The organism is Empedobacter stercoris, assembly GCF_025244765.1.
GTDB classification, from domain to species: Bacteria; Bacteroidota; Bacteroidia; order Flavobacteriales; family Weeksellaceae; genus Empedobacter; species Empedobacter stercoris.
The window spans coordinates 2066046-2085487 of sequence record NZ_CP104209.1 but is presented as its reverse complement, the minus strand read 5'-3'; the positions used below and the strand labels follow the sequence as shown (position 1 = coordinate 2085487).

The following is a 19442-nucleotide window of genomic DNA, read 5'->3' as shown; positions in this document are numbered from 1 at the left end:
GTGTATAGGTAAGCCTACGAACATGTAAAAAATGTGTATAGGTGAACCTACCAACATGTAAAAAATGTGTATAGGTGAACCTACCAACATGTAAAAAATGTGTATAGGTGAACCTACCAACATGTAAAAAATGTGTATAGGTAAGCCTACGAACATGTAAAAAATGTGTATAGGTGAACCTACCAACATGTAAAAAATGTGTATAGGTGAACCTACCAACATGTAAAAAATGTGTATAGGTAAGCCTGCCAACATGTAAAAAATGTGTATAGGTAAGCCTGCCAACATGTAAAAAATGTGTATAGGTAAGCCTGCCAACATGTAAAAAATGTGTATAGGTTAAATTTCGCTATCGACTATAATTCAATTACTTATATAAAACTAATAACTTTATTATCTATTTATATATATATTATATAATAATTATAATAATATTAATTAAATAATTTTTACTTCTGCATTGTTTTATCATCCTGGACTTATTTCTAATAATATATTTCTTTATAAATCAATCATTTAACAGCTCTTTTAAAAAATTGATATTAAATAGCAAGATGTGTCATTGTTCCCACAAACTTTTCAAGTTTGGAAAATGACATCTTGCCTTTTTTCAAAAGGAGAAAAAACTTCGGAACTCGTTTTTTACTTAAAATTCACTATTAAAAAAATTTATCTTCAACTATTATTGTCGTTTTTAGTCTTATTTAATACTAATTAGACCTACTGACAGTCAATCACTTGCAATTAATATTTAAACTAATCAAATTTGTAGTGTAACTAACAAAAGAAGGTTTATTTAATTGATTTTGAAGTGGATTAATGGAGAAAAAAACAGACACAATAAAATTTAGAATAGAGATGCAGAAAAAAGAAAAGTGGAAGCAAATCTGTTTACAAAAAAATATTTCTCTAACAAATCTAATCGTAAAATCTGTTGAAAATAGGCTTCTAGAAAATGAAAGAAAGTTGGTTCTGGAGTTCATTGAAAAGCAGGATAATATTTTTGGTAAAATTCAAAACAACATCAATCAATTTGCAAAAATTGCTAATTCAAAAAATGATGTTTCGACAAATGATCTAAGAAGATTCAATCAAATGTTGCAGGAAATTGAAACATTGAAAAAGGTACAGATCGATATTTTTAATAAAATCTATTCAAAACTCTGAAGATGATTGTAAAAATAATGAAAGCTGCTGGACCAAGTTTTCCAGGAGTGAAATACAATGATAAAAAAATACAATCGGAAAAAGGCGAGTTAATGCGGATGAATAATTTCCCTTCATTTATTAATGAAAAAAGTAAACAAGAAGAAGTGAAAAATTATTTGGCTGCAATTTCGAAAAATAACAAAGTTAAGAAACCCCAATTTCATGCAACCATTTCAACAAGATTTAGAGAACATAGTAAGGAAGAATTAACAAGAATATCAGAGGAATTCATGAAAGAAATGGGATATGGAGATCAACCATATATCGTCGTTTTTCATGATGACACAGAAAATAATCACGTTCATATTGTTTCAACTAGGGTTGATAAGCATACAGGAAAAAAGATTGATGATAGTTTTGAGAAATTGAAATCCCAAAAAGCATTGACAGTCGTGATGGAAAAAATCTATGGTGTTAATACAGATGAGAAAATTGAAAAAATGTTGCAGTATAAATTTAGCACCATGAATCAATTAGCTCTACTTCTTGAACGATCAGGTTTTCGTCTTTCGAAAAATGCAAAGATTGAGAATGCTTATGATATTTTAAAAAATGGAGTAAGACAAAAAACCATTTTAAGTAATCAAATAAATTTTAATCAAGGGACAAAAGAACGGAAAAATCAATTAAAGGCTATTCTCCATAAATATAAGGCAATTCAGTCCAATAAGGTTTTCAAAGTTATAGACCGAAGAGAAAAAGAGGGCATGTTACCAAAAGATAAAATTGATGATAACTGGGAGCCCAAAATAGAGTTTCAAAGTGAAATACAACACAAGCTCCGAGAAGCTTTTGGTATTGATATACATTTTCATCAAAGTGCCGACAAAATTCCTTTTGGCTATACATTAATTGATCATAAAACAGGAATGATCTTCAAAGGTAGTGAGTTGTTAACCATGAAAGACTTATTTGAATTTACAGATTCGGAAATCGATAAAAGGCAATTTGAATCCTTAAAAGATTATTCAATAAGAGATGAAGATTCTAAGAGACTACTGCTTCAACATCTTAACAGAAATGGTTTTGATAACATTCAGGATTATATGCTTTTTCAAAATAAAAAAAGAAAAAGTAAAAATGAATTCAGTTCATTGAAAAAAGAAATTGTTGACTATTTGAAAGCTAAATACAAGAACAATAATCATATAACTATTTTGAGAGATGAAGAAGGTAAAGACTACGTAATTCATGATAGACACCATTTCATAGGAGAATTGAAAACTGTTATTGGAGAATATGAATACCAAAAATATTTGAATCATGATTTAAATGTTAATCAAGATTCTAAGCTTTCAGATGAATTAAGTCAAAGTATTAAAGATTTGACTTTTGAAATTAATAAATCATCCCACGGTGGTAACGACCCATCGGAAGAAGAATTAAGGAAAAGAAAACGCAAAAAAAGGAAATAATATGATTATCACTTTTGCAACACAAAAAGGAGGAGCTGGAAAAACAACATTAGCAATTGCTTTTGTTAACTATTTAAATGCTCTGACAGATAGGAAAGTTAACGTTTACGACTTTGACTTTCAGAAATCTTTTTACAATAAATGGATTGAAGATGAAATGTTGGAGTTACCCAAGCTATATGATGTAAATGTTATTGGAGACGATGAAAATCCATTTGATGACTTAGAAGTGCTTTTTGATTTAAAAGATTCTGAAGAAGTAAACGTGTTTGATTTAGCAGGTACACTAGATGAAAAATATTCTGACCTACTAATTTATAGTGATGTTATTATTATTCCTTTTGAATACTCTGATGTTTCTGTTAAATCTACTCTAGTTTTTAAAAACCTTTTGGGGATCATAGAATCGCAAGCAGAACGGATTTTTATTAGGAGTAAATACGATAAAGGTTATAAGTATTTAAACCAACAGGAAATGGACGAAGAAATTTCAAAATATGGAGTTTTAATTGAAACGCCTGTGTTTAAACGAAATTGTCTTCAAACCATTAACACCCGAAAATTGAGTTACGAACAAAAATATGCAGTAAGAAAACCCTTTAATGAAATAATTGAAAGTATAAATGAAGCACTACAAATTACCCTTTAAAATCAATCTTGATAGAAAATACAATGATCTGAATATTGACAAGTATTATGATGAAAGAAATGAGAATGAGAATGAAAGAAAGACGTGGAATATAGCTTTAGACAATGATTTACACATGGAATTAGGGAAATATAAAACTTTTGATATCTCATTAGATGAAATTATTGATTTGGCTCTTAGATATGCTTTTAATAAATATGAATTTAGAAGATTATCAGCTCAATTAATTGAAGAAAAATCATTAAAAAAAACATAATTTATGATAAAATATTTAATAATTCTGCTTGCTACATACGTTATTTATTACACTGTTAATATTGTTTATGATCTTTTTTTAAAGAAAGAAAAAACAGAAAACCCCGATGATAAAGAAGAGTATTCTTTGGGAGATATAGTTACTAATGATATAAAAACAGTCAACATAGATGATGTGGAAGATTTAAAAACTCCAGCATCTTTCCAACAAGTGAACATACAATCTAATGATGATAATCTTCGTCCCAATTTAGAAGAATTAAGGGAGCGATTTGAAAATGAAAACGAAATAGATTCCTCAGCTAATTTGAATAAAGAAAGTGAATCTAAAGCTAAGTCAACGAAAGACAAAAATAACTGGAAGGAACTGATGAGATTATCAGAAACCATGGTTCAAGTTGTAAAAAACTATGATGGTCAAAAAGTTTATCACTCAACAATTTAATAATTAATTTTTTTTAAAACCAATTCTTTAATCATGATTAAAACAAACATGAAAACCAAGTATTTTTTAACAATAGTTATGATGACTATTCTTATTTCTCCTTTAATGGCACAAGGTGGAGCGACAGCTATTTCAAATGCAGCAAGTGACATAAAGGATTATTGGGATCCACTAAAACTTATACTAAAAGCAGTAGGTGGAATTGTAGGACTTATTGGCGGACTTCGTGTGTATAACAAATGGACGAACGGAGATCAGGATATCAATAAAGAAGTTTTGGCATATGGCGGAGCTATGGTCTTCTTAATTGTTGTTCCTGAGTTTGTGGGAGCCTTTTTCAGCTAGTATGAGTTTTTATTTATATAAGGGGTTGAAAAAACCCCTTGTATTTTTCGGTTTAAAAGGTAAGTATATCTTACACGCTGTCGTGGTAATAGGCGTTGGAATCGTTATAACCATGATACTTTCCAAAATAGGATTATTAGGTTCATTGTTAGGTATTGCACTTATTGCAGGAGGCATCTTATTGATCTTTAAAAGACAAGATAAAAAGGGTTTATATAATAAAACTAGAAATCATAATCAAGTATTTATTATTCCTAAAAGAATGAAAAAATTAAAAAAATGAAAAAATTTGAGTTTACAATTCCATTTATTGGCTATGACTATGGGAAAGATCATAACTGGGATTTTGATGTGTTAATCGGACAGTATGGGAATCCAATTATAGCAATCAAAATCAAGAATGTTGTTGAACAATATTCCGCTGATCCTGATTCATACTCAGATTTTCATAGTTTACTGAATCAAATTGTTAGTATTATCGGTGAAGGTCGGATAATACAAAAACTCGACGTTTTTTCTAAAAAAAGATACAATGCAGAAAAACATGATGAATTTCTGCAACAAAAATATTCTGATCATTTTGATGGTCGGATGTATAAAACGATTGATACCGTTTTGATATTTACAGATATCATCGACGATAAGCTCAAAAAAAAATCAAAACAATATAGTTTTTCTGAAAAAAAATATAAAGAATTAAGAGATAAATGTCAAAAGATATTTATGCTGTTGAAACAAGAAAATTGTAATCCTCAATTTTTATTTGAAAAAGACTTTGAACATTATATTTCAGGAACTATAACCATGCAGTTTAATGAACTTCCTGTATTTGACAATATCAAATCTACCAATGAGTTTTTACAAATAGGAAATCGGTTTGTAAAAAACATATCTTACGTAGATGTAGAAAATATAGATTTACCTTCAACAATTGCACCCTATTCTTATTTAGGCGGTTCTGGAGCTGCAGCTGAAACAGCAGTAGATAATTTTTCTTTTTTAAATGATTTAGATGATTATGAGACAATTATTTATAATCAAGTTATTTCTATTCCCTTGCAGGCTCAACAACATAGAGAATTAGATAAAAAGAAAAAAAAACTTGAAGGAGCTTCTAAAAACTCTCCTTCAAATGCAATCATAGCAGAAGAAATAGAAAGCCTACTTTATAATATTGCTACGGATGGTCAATTAATAGTGAACGCTCATGTTTCAATTCTATTTTCTGCAACAAATAAAGAGGAAATGGAAAATATTCAATCCGTAATCGAAAATAAATTATTCACAAAAGGAATCATCGTATCCAAAAATGCATATAACCAAATGGAGTTATTTAGAGCTGCTATTCCTGGTAATTCAACTGAATTACGAGACTATGATTTCTTTATGACAACAAGTGAAGCTGCACTTTGTTTTTTTTTTAAAGAAAGTTACCCGTTGAATGAAAAATCAAATTTTTATTTAAGGTTTACAGATAGACAAGGTGTACCCATCAAAATAGATCCATCAGATTTACCTATGAAAACAGGCAGAATTAACAATCGTAATAAGTTTGTTCTTGGTCCTTCAGGTTCAGGGAAATCATTTTTAATGAACAATATTATCGAACAATACCTCACATACAACTATGATGTAGTGATTGTTGATACAGGAGATTCATATAGCGGCACATGTGCTTATAAAAACGGTAGATATATTCAGTATACAGAAGAGAAGCCAATTACGATGAATCCTTTTCTTTTGACCAAAGAAGAATTTAATATTGAAAAAATTGAATTTCTAGGGAACTTGATTTTTTTAATCTGGCAAGGAGCGGACGCAAATATGTCGCCTACGATAAAATCGATTTTAGACAATGCTTTAATAACCTATTATCATCAATTTTTTACTAAAGATAAAAATTGGTATGAAAGTCAAACTACTGAAGATTTACTTTTTTACTTACAAAAATTCAATATCCATGAAGCAGATATTAACGTAGAACTTGAAAACTCTTTTGAGAAAGAAAAAACTTATTATGATGTTTTAGGAATTGCGTATGACGCTACTACAGAAGAAGTGAAAAGAGCAGGCAAAAAACTTATATCGGAATTTCACCCAGATAGGAATATTAATAATCCTGATTATAATCCAACAGAATTTTACAATGTATATGAAGCTTATGAAACATTGGTAGATGAACATAAGCGAAAAGTGTATAATGAAACTAAGTTGATTTTAATAAAGTCACAAGATATCATTAAAAGACCTCAATCAGCTGAAGAATGGAATGAAGCTTTTAGAAATGCGGTTATAAAAAAGATTAAAAAACTGAATGAAGACTTAAAAGTAAACGAATTGTCTTTTAATACATTCTACGATTTTTGTAATGATTTTCTACCAATTTACTTAAATAATAAACGTCATAAAATCAATGAAAAGGAATTCAATCTACGCACATTTCTGTTTGTTTTAAAAGACTTTTATAAAGGTGGTCGGTATGGTCCAACCTTGAATGAGAGTGCGGATAATTCACTATTCGAAGAGCCTTTTATTGTATTTGAAATTGATAACGTAAAAGATAATCCAAAACTATTCCCTATAGTAACACTTATTATCATGGACACGTTCATCCAAAAAATGAGAATGCGCCAAGATAGACGTAAAGCACTAATCATTGAGGAAGCATGGAAAGCAATCGCTTCTAAATTAATGGGTGGTTATATTCTTTATTTGTATAAAACAGTAAGAAAGTTTTGGGGTGAAGCAATTGTAGTAACACAAGAACTGGATGATATAATCGGGAATGCTGTTGTAAAAGATAGTATTATTAATAATTCGGACACGTTTATTTTGCTTGATCAAACAAAATTCAAGGATAATTTTGATCGGATTGCCGATATACTTTCATTAAATAAAGTAGAACAAAACAAAATATTTACAATCAATAACTTGAACAATAAGTTTAATAGAAGCAGATTCAAAGAGTTTTATATCGGAAGAGGAGGACGTGGTGAAGTGTATGGTAATGAAGTTTCTATTGAACAATACTTGACTTATACGACAGAGAAACCTGAAAAATCAGCAGTTGAATATTATGTGAAAAAATATAAATCATATGACGATGGTTTAGTTGTGATTGTCAAACATTTAAAAGAATTTGATGTTGAATTAAGTGAACTTGTGGCTATTGTTAATTTATTTAGACAACCCTTAAATCAAAAAATTATTGACTTTTATTTTGAGTTAAAGCAAATACATAAAGACAATACCCTTAAAGTAATTTCTCAACAATTGAAAGACTTTCAAGATAACCCAATTGACTTACTTAAAAACAGATACGCTCATGAAAAAGTTTAGTTTAATTGTAGCATGTTTCAGTTGTTTTTCTTTGCATGCACAAAGAACCTATATAGATCCTACCGTTACTGCGGCAATGATTCTCTATTCAGAAAACCTTAAAGCCAAACAGGAACAGGTAATTGATGAAACAAATAAATTACAGAAGGCACAAGCATGGGTAGGTTCACAAATGATGGTGGCAAATGATATACAAAATAAAATTTTGAAAGGTTTAAGTGAAGTTTCAGGAACCTTGCAGAATGGTATTCAAGTGAAACAAATTTATAGTGAATTAGAAAAGTGTTATAAGTATGCAGATGATGTTGCCAAGCTTGCATCACAAAATCCACAATTTGCAATTTTTGGTGTTAAGGCAAGTCAGAAAACGTACGAGCAAAGTATTAAGATTGTAACTGATGTTAGCGAACTTCTTTCTTCTGGACAACTGAACCTAGCAACAGCAGGAGATCGGTATAAGTTATTGTTTAATATTTCTGAAAATGTTAGAAGTTTAAAGCTTTGGTTATTAGCTATTAGATTAAGAATTCAGAGAGCTGTTAATGTAGGGTTTTGGAATGCTATAAATCCATTTTCAAAATATATCAATACGGATAAAAGTATTGTAGAAAATATCATGAAACGTTATGAAAGAAATTTTTAAAAGTAGAATTACCTACGCTTTACGTGTGTGCCTAATCATATTTATACCAATGATTTCTATGTCTATGGGAGGCAATTCTCAACCATGGAGTAAAGAGAATGTTTCGTTCCCAATGATGAACTTGGAAATTAAGGCTACCATGAAAGAAAATGAAAGACAAAAGGATATGAAATCCAATCAGGATCATAATACCATGGCTGAAGTTTATAATAAAGAGCAATGGGGAAACTTTAAAGAAAAGATAGTAAAAATTCAAGATCGGCTAAGAATTGTTTCTTTTAGTTTACAAGCAATTCCTTCAGGTATACAAATCAAAAGAGAGATTGATAAGATATACGAAAACCAAAAAAAGATAATTGAAGAAATTGAACAAATGCCATTAACGTTAGTTGTTATTCTTCCTTCGCAAATCAAATTTATTGATGACGTCCAAATGATTATTCGTTACATCGCAGGAATTATACTTTCTTACGGAGCTATTAATCAAATGGAGAAGGCTGAGCGAAAAATATTATTAGACTTTGCGGTAGATGAGATTAGAATATTAAGAAATAACTCGAGTCGCATGTTGTTCAATATTAGAGAAATAAAATTAAAAATCAAACGAAACACTCGAGCATTTGAATTTTATGTCAATAGAGATAAAAAAGTGGTAGAAGATATTTTAAGTAATATTAAAAATTTTTAAAATGAAGAAGTATTTGCTCTGTTTAGGTCTTCTATTTAGTCTTTCAGCTAACGCTCAATCTTTTGTAATAAATGAGAAGTTGTTAATTCAGATTTCTAAAAATCATGCTGTAAGAATGGCAAGTGAAGGTGCGTTTTTAGATTCTTATGAAAGACAAAAAAAGCTATATGATGAAATCAATAAAAAAGTAGCACAAGTAATTGCTATTCAGGATTATATATATCAGCAATTGAAAAACGTAAATACAGCTATTTTACAAAGTAAAAAATTATACTATATCTATCAATACTTGGATAGGATTTCTAAAAATGGACAGATCATGATTGATTTATCTATGAGAAGACCTGACTATGGAATCTTTGTAAACCGATACTATACCAATATTTTAAGAGAAATAAAACTTTTAGCAACCGAGCTTACTACGGAGATTTTGAATGAAAATAGAGACTTCTTAATGGATTCTATGGATAGAGAAATTCTAATAGAAAAGATATATAACCGTTTAAGACATATCAATGGGAATATTTTATATATCACCCTTAGACTTCAAAACGCTCATAAAATCCCTTATCTATACAATGTGCCTATAATAAAAAATTACCTGAATGTAGATAAGGCAATTGTAAATGATATTATCCGAAAATATAACTACATCTTTTAATCAAATCGTATGAAAAATCTAAACATTTGTCTACTAATAACATTATTATCTGCTCTTGTTAATGCGCAAACAGTAAATAAACTGAATGATCCATCTATCGTAGCTCAACATAAAAGAATGACTTATGAACGTTGGGGAGATTGGAGACCTTATCCAAAGTACTTTTTAGGGATTCAAACAAATTTTGCCTATGCAACCGTTTGGGGAATGTGGGCACCTAAAAGAAACCGAGAATATAAAAGAGGGGAAGATATTCGTCCTTTAAAACCAACAGGTTTACAAAATAGAAGGTTGATGGAGCTGAAAATTGAAGAACTAGAAGCAAATAAAATTAAAACTTCTGCTGATACAATTTATAATAGAAGTGTTCAAGATTTCGCTCATTGGACTTCAACCTTTGTTGATGCTGATCCATTATGGTTGCTTTATTACAAGAGAATGTTATCCCCTGTCAGAAATTTCCCCTCAACTCCATCACATTATATTGATTGGAAAATTAAAGATGAGAAAACGTATGAAATGATGAAAAGCACAGGTAAAATAAAATATTTACAAGAAGAACTTGACATTATTAAAGATAAATATCGCATGTCAAGAACAATGGATATGCCACGTGGAAAACGTTTCCTTATGTATCATGAAACCCTGATAAGATGGAGAGCCTTTGAAAGAAGTTTAAGGGCAATCAATGATAAAACAACTCTTTTGCTAACCTATCGAAATCTTGTGAAAGATAAATACAACTTTAAACAACACACTTCGAAAACCGATGAACAAATAATTGAATCTGTGATGCTTAAACTAAAAGATAAATATTAATTCTTATGAAAAAGTTATATGTAATAGCATTAACTATTGGTTTATTTATCCTGCCTATAGTTTTGTTTGGTCAATCAAATGAAGAGTATGGTAATATTCTAAAATATTTAAAAGGTGATGGTGCATTCGAGAAATGGTTTATGGAAGTTTTCACGAAACTAGATACAACTATTAATGTAGAAGCTTCATCCGCCGCATTATTAGGTAGAGCAATTGGTGGTTTTGGTTCCCTTCTCTATCTAGGATATTTAGGGTGGCAAATGATTTCAGGAGATAGAGATTGGGAAATATTACCGATGCTAAAACCTTTATTCATAGGTTTAATTTTGATCTATTGGACAAGCTTTGTTGGTATGATTCAACAACCTTTTATTTCCTTGTCTGCTCCAGGTCAACAAATATTTAGCGAAATTGAAGATGAAGTAAATGATTTGAGAGTTGAACGTTTTAAAAAACAAGCTCAACTTTTAGAATTTCTTATTAAGAAAAAAGCTGAAGAAGATGCTAAACAAGAAGTAGTTGAAGGTGATCAAAGTTGGTGGCAACAATTAGGGGATGAAATTTCCGATTCTATGGATAAATTGATTGCACCAATAAAAGAATGGGGAATTCGGATGAATTATTCCGCTCAAAAAACAATCGCTGAGATTATCGAGTTTATAGCTTTAGCCTTACTACGAACATGTGTTTATTTAATTTTCTTTATTCAAAAAATTTGGAGCTATATCTTAATAATACTAGGTCCTATTGCTGTAGGTATGGCTTTGGTTCCAGGGTTTGAAAACTCCTTATACAATTGGATTGCTAAATTCATTAATATCAATTTATACACTTTTATAGCCTATACAATTATCAATATTGGTCAACAATTAATAGCATCAGGATATACAATGGAAATTGAAAGATTAAGTCTTTTGGTAACAGAACAAGGGGTTGTTGACGATATCGATGCTTTGCTTCTCTATATGACTGGGAGTGGGATTATTTATAATCAACTTTTTACGGTAGTTGCCTATGCTGTTACAGGAATTGGAGTTTTAATGACTCCAACAATAGCAGATACTATTGTTACAGCAGGAGGTTCAGGCGCAATGACAAAAGTTAAAAACGCTGGTGCTAAAATAATGAGTGGAGCAAAGACAGCTGTAATTGCTGCTAAAACAGGAGGGGCGAGCGCAGTAGCAGCTGCAGCAAAATCAACTGCCTCAGCTGGAGCTTCGAATAGAGTTAAAAATGCAATGAAAAAATAATAAAATGCTAGTAAAAAATATAGAACAAAGAATTAAAATTAATAAAATAGTTTCTATTTCAACTATTTTATTTGCATGCATCATCGTTGTTGTCGGATTTTTATTTTCTTATAAGCTTATTGAAGATTCGAAAAAGTCTATCTATATAATTGATAATGGAGTCCCAGTATTAGCTCAACAAACCGATGCACTAATCAATAGACCAGTGGAATATAAAGCTCAGATTGAGTTGTTTCATAGATTGTTTTTTACTCTAGCACCCGATGATTCATATATCAAAGAAAACATCAATAAATCACTTTATCTAATTGATGATTCAGGTAAAAAAGAATACGCAAATCTTAGAGAAAAAGGGTTTTATAATCAAATCATTGCTTCAAGTTCTATGGTTAGTGTCAAAACAGATTCTATCAAAATAAACCCTGCAAACAATAGCTTCTTATATTTTGGAAAACAGATGATTAATAGAAAATCAGGAATCATTACTAGAAAATTAATCACTGAAGGTTTTTATAAAGATATTATAAGAAGTCCTAATAATCCACATGGTGTTTTGATAGAAAGCTGGAGGGTTCTTGATAATGAGGAGTTGTATTCTAAAACTAATAAATCATTCTAAGTATGGAAAAATATATTGCAAAACTTAGTAATAAAAAGTGGTTTATATGGGTGGTTAATCATCCAAAAAAATTCTATGTATTTACCATGATTTTTTTAATCATTTCCTATATAGGTAACATCACTTATAGTCTTTATAATGAAAGACCTACACGACTTCTAACGTCTAAATTTCCTGTTGTGAAAATAGAAGAAAATAAAACCGCTATAAATCAACAAAAGATTCATGAAAGGATGAAGAAAATTGTTTCCGAATTACAATCCTTAAAAGTCAAAAGAGATAATAATTCGCTTATCAAACAAGACAGTTTAAGAATAGAATATTTGTTTAACCAGTATCAACGATTGAAAAATGAACTTCAAGAAAATTAATTTCAAAGATAAAAAGTATGTAATTCCTCTAATAATATTACCAGTACTATTATTCTTTATCTATTTAGGATCGAGCTTTATGAAAGAAAAGGAGCCAGAAATTGATCAAAGTGAAAAACTAACCCTTTCCTTAGGAGACACTAGAGATTCTATCATGACAAAAAATGAAGCTTATGATGCTTTTTTTGACAAGACGGATGATAGAACTATGCTAGAAGGTTTAGACCCCGAATCTGATAGTTTAATGGTTTATGGAGATTTATTAACAGATAACGAGAAAAAAAGGATTGATTCTATTCGATATAATAATCAAAATCGGATGAAATCAATTAGTAATAAAAATAATTCTTCTTACTACAATCCAAACCAAGATCAAAAAGATTATCAGAGATCGGCAGAGATCATAAGAATGTTGAATGAAAATTCATATACCTCAAAATCAAAAAATACACCTGCTGAAAGCTATTCACAAGAAAATCAAACTGATCCTGTCAAGTTACTGAAAGAGCAAATGTTGATCATGGATTCGATAGAAAAAGCTCGAGATCCTGAATACCAAAGTAGATTAGCAGCTGAAGAAAAATTAAAGTCAAACAAAGCAAAAAAAGATGCTTTTCTAAACTCAACTTTTAATGTAATGAAATCAGATGTAAGCTCTAGTTTCAACTCTATCTACAGAACCAAAGAAAATAATTTCATTAAAGCTGTAATTGATGAAGATACAAAAGGATATTTAGGCTCAAGAATTAGAATACGCTTACTCGAAGATATTTATGTTGCCAAAAAGAGAATTAAAAAGGGAAGTATTTTATACGCTCAAGTATCTGCATTCTCAATGCAACGTGTAAATCTTAATATCGTTTCTGTTTTAGCTGATGGTGAAATTTTACCTATCAATTTATCTATCTACGATTTAGATGGAATGCAAGGGTTATTTATACCTAATAGTCTATTCAGAGATATGGTGAAAGAAATGGGAAGTCAATCCGTACAAGGGACAAATTTAGATATTAACGGAAGTAGTTTTTTTACAAGCATAGGTTCAAAATTATTCACATCTACTTCTCAATCCATTGCCAATATTATCAAGACAAACAAAGCAAAATTGAAGTACAACTCTTATGTCTATTTAATTGATGAAAAAGAGCTTAAAACAAACTAATTATAAACTTTTTAAATATTAAAAAATGAAACCAAATATTTTTTTATTTATTCTTTCTGCATTTTTTTTCATTAAGGTAAATGCCCAAACAGCAACGAAAGAACAGTTAGTTGAAGATTTGAAAATTATCGAAGTATCCAAAGGAATTAATTTACATATAATATCTCCTGAAGTAGTCCAGTATGTAGATTTATCAACGGATAAACTTACGGGTGATATTCCAACCGAAAACATTGCAAGAGTAAAAATTACGGATAATGATTCTATTGCATTTACAAATAACCAAGAAATAGGCATTATCACGGTTGTTGGTCAATCTTTTATAGCTCAGTACAGAATAGTTTATTCTGATGATAGTCAGAAAAACAAAACGAATATCCACATCCAAGCTGAAAATATGCAGCCAATTGAGTTTAGTTCGATGGTTTTTTCCAATACAGAATTGAAAAAATATTCAATGGATTTAATTACAGAAAAATCTGATAAAAAACCTATACGAATTGAAAACAACTCAAAATTAACGATGCAACTAAACAATGTATATGTAAGAAGTGACTACATTTTTTTGGATGTTACTTTTCTTAACAGTACCAACATAAGTTATAGTATTGATGATATTAAATTTACGATTGAGGATAAAAAAATTCACAAAGCGACAAACAACCAGAGTATAGATTTACAGCCAGTTTTCACCTTAAATAATTCTAAATCATTTAGAAAAAACTTCAGAAATATTTATGTATTCAAAAAGTTCACTTACCCCAACTCAAAGGTGATGATGATTCGTTTAATAGAAGAACAACTTTCTGGTAGAACGATTGAAATGAAAGTCAACTATTCTGACATATTGAAAGCAGACACTTTTTAGAAATAATACTATTATGCAAGAACAACAATATCAGTTAAATTTATATAGTTTTTTTCAAAAGTTAGTATATGCAATTGTTGCCCTTGATTGTATATCACTGTTTTACGGAAAGGCTAATATTCCTGTTTTATCTAATCTTCTACAAGGTTTAATAAAAACAGGATTTATCTACCCACCGATTAACGCAAAATTTGCTACACTAATTTTCATCACCTTAGTAGCAATCGGCACAAAGGCAAAAAAGAAAAAAGAATTAAACATTACTACAAATATTATAATACCAATTATTATTGGACTTACACTGATGTTTGCTTCTTTGGTTTGGCAAAATCAAGCTGAATCTCAAATACTTCCAACAATAATTCCTGGATTAAATGCCTATCAACTTCTATATGCTTGTTTGTCTTTTTTAGGAGCTGTAATAACCCAAATGGGCGCAGATAGTATTTCTAAATTTATGCAACAAAAAATGGGAAAAGATAGATGGAATGTAGAAGAAGAATCATTTGATCAGAATAAAGAATTAATCGATACTCCTACTAGTATCAATATTCCATATTTATTCAAGTATAAAGGAAAAAACAACAAAGGTTGGATGAATATTAATCCATTCAGAGGAACTATGGTGATAGGAACGCCTGGTTCTGGTAAATCTTTCGGTGTGATAAATCCAGCTATTCGACAAATGATTTCAAAGGGATTCTGTTTATGTATTTATGATTTCAAATTTCCCGACTTAGCTCAAATTGCCTATTATCATTATTTACTGAAAAAAAGCAAAGAATCTGACTATAATTATGACTTCCATGTCATTAATTTGAATAATGTTGAGATGTCAAAAAGAGTGAATCCTTTTGACAAAAAGTATGTTCAAACTTTAGCAGAAGCTCAGGAAATGGCAGAAGCAATGGTAAGCTCTTTGCAAAAAGGTGGCGCAAGCGCTGGTGGTGGTTCTGATCAATTTTTCACCCAATCTGCTATAAACTTTCTGTCCTCAACGATCTATTTTTTTGCGACATATGAAAATGGTAAATATTCAGATTTACCACACATTCTGTCCTTCATGAATAGAAGTTATGAAGAAATTTTTGATACTTTATTTCAACATGAAGAATTGGTTTCATTACTATCACCTTTTAAATCTGCATATGATAACAAAGCATTTGATCAATTAGAAGGACAAGTAGGTACATTGAAAATTTTCCTATCAAGATTAGCAACAAAAGAAAGTTATTGGGTTTTTTCGGGTGATGAAGTCGAATTGAAAATTACAGACAAACAGAATCCTTCCATTTTAATATTAGCGTCTGATCCAACCACACAAGATATTAATTCTGCACTGTACTCTTCTGTATTAAATAGAACCCTAAGAGTAATTAATTCAAAAAATAATTTACCAGGCGGAATAATTGCGGATGAATTTCCTACGATTTATATCCACAAAATAGACAACGTTGTTGCAACAGCTAGAAGTAATAAAATTGCAGTTTTACTTGGTCTTCAAGAGTTACCACAGTTACGACAATTCTATAAAAAAGAAGTTGCAGATACAATTTCAGCAATTGTAGGAAATATTCTTTCAGGTTCAGCCAGAGATAAAAATACCTTGGATTGGTTAGAAAAAATGTTTGGGAAAATTAAACAGAAAACCTTTTCTCAATCTATTTCTCAACAGGGATCTACGACAAGTATAAATGAGAAAATGGACAATATGATTCCTGCAGGAAAAATTGCTGCCTTAAAAACTGGGGAAATGGTAGGAATAATCGCTCAGGAAAGCAATACCGAAGAATATAAAACTTCCGCCTTTAACGGGAAGATAAGTTTGAATATGAATGAAATAAAAAAGGAAGAAGAAAACTATCCAAAATTACCTGTTTACTATTCGTTTGTTGATCATAACAGAATCAATAGAAAAGAAGATGTTTTGATGACAAACTTCAGAAAGATTAATCGAGAAGTAGAATTACTAGTGAACGAACAACGAAAAACCACAACTTAAATGAAAACATATTACCTAATTCTTTTTTGTTGCCTAAGCCTTATCGCTAGCGCACAATTTAACACTCTTACACGTAATGTTATTTACAATAAAACAGAGGCGAATACAAAGTTCGATACAAAGGAAATAGAGAAAGAAAAGACCAATGATAAAAAGAAAAAAACTATTAAACAAGTCTTAAACCTCACTAGTAAAACAGATTTGAAAAAAGAAATTGATTCAATGAAAATATTAATTAAAGATATTAAAAATGACAGATCTTTTTTTAATCAACTGAAAGACTCACTAATAGGAAACACCATGAGTCAATTGAATAAAAAAAATTTACCAAAAGAAAATAGTATAAAAAATATAATTAAGTACGAAACCATAGAGGAAATTGAAAATAATATATTTATGCCTATAAGCAATAAGATATTAATTACCTCTCCTTTCGGATTAAGAAAACATCCAATAAGTGGTGTGAAAAAGATGCATAATGGTATAGATATTAAAGCAAACTATGAAGCTGTCTTTTCCGTTTTGGATGGCATTGTCGTAGCCGCTGGATGGGATACTAATGGAGGTGGAAATTATATAAAAATTAATCATTTCGACAGATTTGAAACCGCATACTTGCATTTATCTGAAACCTATTATAAAGTTGGTGATTTTGTGAAAGCAGGTTTTGTCATAGGTAAGAGCGGAAACTCTGGGCATTCTACTGGTCCGCATCTACACTTTTCGGTCAAAGAATGGGGAAAATATATTAATCCAACTAATTTTTTAAATGATATAATTAAAGTAAATAACTTAATAGCAAGTAATTATGAATAAACAAACTTTACCTACTGATGAATTGAAAAAATACGGAATTATTAATGATGATAATTCGTTTTCAAAAAAGTTAAGTGCTGATGATGTTCAAGTTTTTTTGAATGGAGGAACTATTGTAGCAGACAATGAAACAAAAAGAATTACTTTTCATTTAACCGAAAATAATTCCAAATTAAATGTCAATCTTTTTGAGCGTGACAAATCATTGAAAGATGTTTTAGAAAACAGTAAAAATAACATTGAATATACTGAAATTACAAACATTTCAACCAATGGTGAAAGGATCAATTTCGAACAAAAAGCATTTGTTTACGATGAAAAATCTAATCAAACTTTAGAACTAGATGTAATCAAAGATATTAAAGAAATTTCTGAAATTGTTAAATCTAAAAATAATGATTTACAAACAAATAGATACAAAATTGAATTGCAAAAACTTCAATCCTTTCTACAAGATAAAATTGATAAGTTCCCTGAGATAGCAAAAGATATTTTAGTCGATTTAAACATTGTTTCAAATGAAATTAATAGCATCAATAGTATTTCAAATCCGAAAAAGCAACAGCAAAAACAAAATAAAAGCGATATCAATTTAAATGTCAATGATCCCGACATGTATCAAGATGCAAGTCTAAAAAGAGAAGAAGAAATGAAAGAAGAAGAAAACCAAACACGTAGAAGAGGAAGATAATAGGTAGTATCTAATCCTTTGCCCTTTCCAAAAAACATTTCACAATTCCGCAACAATTCATTTTATTTCTTGCAGCAAAATTGCTTCATTTATTTTTGAAAAGCGCACTCTCTCTTACAACACTATAATAAAATTCTGTTCCGACATTTTATTATAGAGTTGTATGCTTATCTAAAAAAACATTCAATGTATTATTTAGTCTTTTTTAAATTTAATTAGTTTATAAACAAACACTTATCTTGATTTTGTGAAGTAATTTTTTGAATTTTGAAGTAAGACTTGTATGGCAAAGGATGATTTCATTGAAGAAACTCTGAAGTTTGATGTTGATTCCATAACTAGAATAGGTCTTGAAAATTTTTTAACTACAATTCAATATATAATTATTATGGAAAACAATCAAAATTTTAATCAATTAGAATATTTGAAAAATCAACTAAAGTATCTAGGGTTTGGAGAAGATGAAAAATTACATCAAGATCTAGAATCTGGTATTGAAACTAACGAAAAAAAATTTGAAATAAAAACGAAGACAGATAAAGCTCTTCCTTGGAATGCTGTAGACTTTACTTTGAAATTTAGTAAATCGGAACAAGGAGGAGTTTTTTTTAATTCGTTTGATGCTACACTTTCAAGCGATAAGAAAGATCCCATTACACAAAATTTTAAGGTTACAAAAGATAACACTTTTACTGCAAAAGAAGCAGTTAATCTACTAGAAGGTAGGTCAGTTAAAATAGAATTTGTCAACCCTAAAACAGAGCTGAAAGAAGATGCATTTGTAAAGCTGAATCTCAAAGAAGAAAAAAATGAATTTGGGAATTATAACTATCAAACATTTTATAAAAATTACGGAGTCGATGTTCCTAAAATCATTGAGAAATCAAATTTAATTTTTGAAAAACCAGAATGGAAAGATGACACCATAAAATCACTTGAAAAAGGAAATATTGTCAAAGTGAAATTTCAACTAGAAGATAAGCTCATAGAAGGAAAAGCTTTTTTAAATCCTCAATATAAAACTCTGAATCTCTATGACAATAATATGAATAGAATTAATACGAATAAACCCCTTCAAGGTTTAGAACAAGAGGATGCACATGAAAAAGGAAAAATAAAACAACAAAGCAATTCTAGAAGTATATAAAAGTAATCAAACGGCAATTTTACTATTGCCGTTTTTAAATATATGATT

The 19442-nt window shown here is 29.7% G+C and carries 21 protein-coding genes; all 21 read left to right on the top strand.

What is annotated here, in order from left to right; all coding sequences use genetic code 11:
- The first annotated feature begins 819 nt into the window (after window positions 1–819).
- The 21 genes from NZD85_RS09885 to NZD85_RS09785 all read left to right on the top strand — a co-directional run bounded on the left by NZD85_RS09885 (window position 820) and on the right by NZD85_RS09785 (window position 19394).
- Window positions 820–1167 carry a hypothetical protein gene (locus tag NZD85_RS09885; protein ID WP_032132208.1) on the top strand — a complete coding sequence of 116 codons (348 nt, stop codon included), beginning with the start codon at window positions 820–822 and terminating at the stop codon, window positions 1165–1167.
- A 2-nt stretch (window positions 1168–1169) separates the two neighbouring features.
- Window positions 1170–2624 (top strand): relaxase/mobilization nuclease domain-containing protein, encoded by a 1455-nt coding sequence (locus NZD85_RS09880; RefSeq protein WP_260541648.1) that lies wholly within the window; start codon window positions 1170–1172, stop codon window positions 2622–2624.
- A 1-nt stretch (window position 2625) separates the two neighbouring features.
- The gene (locus NZD85_RS09875) at window positions 2626–3273 is read left to right on the top strand and encodes a ParA family protein (protein WP_032132210.1); all 648 of its coding nucleotides are present in this window, start codon (window positions 2626–2628) and stop codon (window positions 3271–3273) included.
- Window positions 3248–3529 carry a hypothetical protein gene (locus NZD85_RS09870; protein ID WP_032132211.1) on the top strand — a complete coding sequence of 94 codons (282 nt, stop codon included), beginning with the start codon at window positions 3248–3250 and terminating at the stop codon, window positions 3527–3529. Before NZD85_RS09875 ends, NZD85_RS09870 begins: the two co-directional genes overlap by 26 nt.
- Window positions 3530–3532: 3 nt before the next feature.
- Complete coding sequence (locus NZD85_RS09865) at window positions 3533–3973, top strand: hypothetical protein (RefSeq protein WP_260541647.1); 441 nt, start codon at window positions 3533–3535, stop codon at window positions 3971–3973.
- 78 nt (window positions 3974–4051) lie between these two features.
- Window positions 4052–4318: a DUF4134 family protein gene (locus NZD85_RS09860; protein WP_288764206.1), complete on the top strand. Its 267-nt coding sequence runs from the start codon at window positions 4052–4054 to the stop codon at window positions 4316–4318.
- Between the two features lies 1 nt (window position 4319).
- Window positions 4320–4601 carry a hypothetical protein gene (locus NZD85_RS09855; RefSeq protein ID WP_032132214.1) on the top strand — a complete coding sequence of 94 codons (282 nt, stop codon included), beginning with the start codon at window positions 4320–4322 and terminating at the stop codon, window positions 4599–4601.
- Window positions 4598–7657, top strand: a complete 3060-nt coding sequence (locus NZD85_RS09850) for a TraG family conjugative transposon ATPase (RefSeq protein WP_260541645.1) — start codon at window positions 4598–4600, stop codon at window positions 7655–7657. The genes NZD85_RS09855 and NZD85_RS09850 overlap by 4 nt, the downstream gene beginning before the upstream one ends.
- Complete coding sequence (locus NZD85_RS09845) at window positions 7644–8300, top strand: hypothetical protein (RefSeq protein ID WP_260541644.1); 657 nt, start codon at window positions 7644–7646, stop codon at window positions 8298–8300. The genes NZD85_RS09850 and NZD85_RS09845 overlap by 14 nt, the downstream gene beginning before the upstream one ends.
- On the top strand, window positions 8284–8988 hold the full coding sequence (locus tag NZD85_RS09840) for a hypothetical protein (RefSeq protein WP_260541643.1): 705 nt from the start codon (window positions 8284–8286) through the stop codon (window positions 8986–8988). Before NZD85_RS09845 ends, NZD85_RS09840 begins: the two co-directional genes overlap by 17 nt.
- A 1-nt stretch (window position 8989) precedes the next feature.
- The gene (locus NZD85_RS09835) at window positions 8990–9649 is read left to right on the top strand and encodes a hypothetical protein (RefSeq protein WP_032132218.1); all 660 of its coding nucleotides are present in this window, start codon (window positions 8990–8992) and stop codon (window positions 9647–9649) included.
- 9 nt (window positions 9650–9658) lie between these two features.
- The gene (locus NZD85_RS09830; RefSeq protein WP_260541642.1) at window positions 9659–10468 is read left to right on the top strand and encodes a hypothetical protein; all 810 of its coding nucleotides are present in this window, start codon (window positions 9659–9661) and stop codon (window positions 10466–10468) included.
- Window positions 10469–10473: 5 nt separating this feature from the next.
- Window positions 10474–11718 carry a hypothetical protein gene (locus NZD85_RS09825; RefSeq protein ID WP_260541641.1) on the top strand — a complete coding sequence of 415 codons (1245 nt, stop codon included), beginning with the start codon at window positions 10474–10476 and terminating at the stop codon, window positions 11716–11718.
- Between the two features lie 4 nt (window positions 11719–11722).
- Window positions 11723–12337 carry a conjugative transposon protein TraK gene (gene traK, locus NZD85_RS09820; RefSeq protein WP_032132221.1) on the top strand — a complete coding sequence of 205 codons (615 nt, stop codon included), beginning with the start codon at window positions 11723–11725 and terminating at the stop codon, window positions 12335–12337.
- 2 nt (window positions 12338–12339) lie between these two features.
- Window positions 12340–12708, top strand: a complete 369-nt coding sequence (locus tag NZD85_RS09815) for a hypothetical protein (RefSeq protein ID WP_032132222.1) — start codon at window positions 12340–12342, stop codon at window positions 12706–12708.
- Window positions 12689–13870, top strand: a complete 1182-nt coding sequence (locus NZD85_RS09810) for a conjugative transposon protein TraM (protein WP_260541639.1) — start codon at window positions 12689–12691, stop codon at window positions 13868–13870. Before NZD85_RS09815 ends, NZD85_RS09810 begins: the two co-directional genes overlap by 20 nt.
- 25 nt (window positions 13871–13895) lie before the next feature.
- Window positions 13896–14738 (top strand): conjugative transposon protein TraN, encoded by an 843-nt coding sequence (traN, locus tag NZD85_RS09805; protein ID WP_260541638.1) that lies wholly within the window; start codon window positions 13896–13898, stop codon window positions 14736–14738.
- A gap of 13 nt (window positions 14739–14751) precedes the next feature.
- Window positions 14752–16740: a type IV secretory system conjugative DNA transfer family protein gene (locus tag NZD85_RS09800; RefSeq protein ID WP_260541637.1), complete on the top strand. Its 1989-nt coding sequence runs from the start codon at window positions 14752–14754 to the stop codon at window positions 16738–16740.
- Complete coding sequence (locus NZD85_RS09795) at window positions 16741–17556, top strand: M23 family metallopeptidase (RefSeq protein ID WP_260541636.1); 816 nt, start codon at window positions 16741–16743, stop codon at window positions 17554–17556.
- Window positions 17549–18247 carry a hypothetical protein gene (locus tag NZD85_RS09790; RefSeq protein ID WP_260541635.1) on the top strand — a complete coding sequence of 233 codons (699 nt, stop codon included), beginning with the start codon at window positions 17549–17551 and terminating at the stop codon, window positions 18245–18247. The genes NZD85_RS09795 and NZD85_RS09790 overlap by 8 nt, the downstream gene beginning before the upstream one ends.
- A 283-nt stretch (window positions 18248–18530) precedes the next feature.
- Window positions 18531–19394 (top strand): hypothetical protein, encoded by an 864-nt coding sequence (locus NZD85_RS09785; RefSeq protein ID WP_260541634.1) that lies wholly within the window; start codon window positions 18531–18533, stop codon window positions 19392–19394.
- Window positions 19395–19442: the final 48 nt, after the last annotated feature.

Bases quoted from the DNA above. Each gene is read 5' to 3' on its own strand.
- NZD85_RS09810 (WP_260541639.1), top strand. From the start codon at position 12,689: ATGAACTTCAAGAAAATTAATTTCAAAGATAAAAAGTATGTAATTCCT.
- NZD85_RS09785 (WP_260541634.1), top strand. From the start codon at position 18,531: ATGGCAAAGGATGATTTCATTGAAGAAACTCTGAAGTTTGATGTTGAT.
- NZD85_RS09795 (WP_260541636.1), top strand. From the start codon at position 16,741: ATGAAAACATATTACCTAATTCTTTTTTGTTGCCTAAGCCTTATCGCT.
- NZD85_RS09825 (WP_260541641.1), top strand. From the start codon at position 10,474: ATGAAAAAGTTATATGTAATAGCATTAACTATTGGTTTATTTATCCTG.
- NZD85_RS09835 (WP_032132218.1), top strand. From the start codon at position 8,990: ATGAAGAAGTATTTGCTCTGTTTAGGTCTTCTATTTAGTCTTTCAGCT.
- NZD85_RS09830 (WP_260541642.1), top strand. From the start codon at position 9,659: ATGAAAAATCTAAACATTTGTCTACTAATAACATTATTATCTGCTCTT.
- NZD85_RS09800 (WP_260541637.1), top strand. From the start codon at position 14,752: ATGCAAGAACAACAATATCAGTTAAATTTATATAGTTTTTTTCAAAAG.
- traN (WP_260541638.1), top strand. From the start codon at position 13,896: ATGAAACCAAATATTTTTTTATTTATTCTTTCTGCATTTTTTTTCATT.
- NZD85_RS09840 (WP_260541643.1), top strand. From the start codon at position 8,284: ATGAAAGAAATTTTTAAAAGTAGAATTACCTACGCTTTACGTGTGTGC.
- NZD85_RS09815 (WP_032132222.1), top strand. From the start codon at position 12,340: ATGGAAAAATATATTGCAAAACTTAGTAATAAAAAGTGGTTTATATGG.
- NZD85_RS09855 (WP_032132214.1), top strand. From the start codon at position 4,320: ATGAGTTTTTATTTATATAAGGGGTTGAAAAAACCCCTTGTATTTTTC.
- NZD85_RS09870 (WP_032132211.1), top strand. From the start codon at position 3,248: ATGAAGCACTACAAATTACCCTTTAAAATCAATCTTGATAGAAAATAC.
- NZD85_RS09845 (WP_260541644.1), top strand. From the start codon at position 7,644: ATGAAAAAGTTTAGTTTAATTGTAGCATGTTTCAGTTGTTTTTCTTTG.
- traK (WP_032132221.1), top strand. From the start codon at position 11,723: ATGCTAGTAAAAAATATAGAACAAAGAATTAAAATTAATAAAATAGTT.
- NZD85_RS09860 (WP_288764206.1), top strand. From the start codon at position 4,052: ATGATGACTATTCTTATTTCTCCTTTAATGGCACAAGGTGGAGCGACA.
- NZD85_RS09865 (WP_260541647.1), top strand. From the start codon at position 3,533: ATGATAAAATATTTAATAATTCTGCTTGCTACATACGTTATTTATTAC.
- NZD85_RS09880 (WP_260541648.1), top strand. From the start codon at position 1,170: ATGATTGTAAAAATAATGAAAGCTGCTGGACCAAGTTTTCCAGGAGTG.
- NZD85_RS09885 (WP_032132208.1), top strand. From the start codon at position 820: ATGGAGAAAAAAACAGACACAATAAAATTTAGAATAGAGATGCAGAAA.
- NZD85_RS09850 (WP_260541645.1), top strand. From the start codon at position 4,598: ATGAAAAAATTTGAGTTTACAATTCCATTTATTGGCTATGACTATGGG.
- NZD85_RS09790 (WP_260541635.1), top strand. From the start codon at position 17,549: ATGAATAAACAAACTTTACCTACTGATGAATTGAAAAAATACGGAATT.
- NZD85_RS09875 (WP_032132210.1), top strand. From the start codon at position 2,626: ATGATTATCACTTTTGCAACACAAAAAGGAGGAGCTGGAAAAACAACA.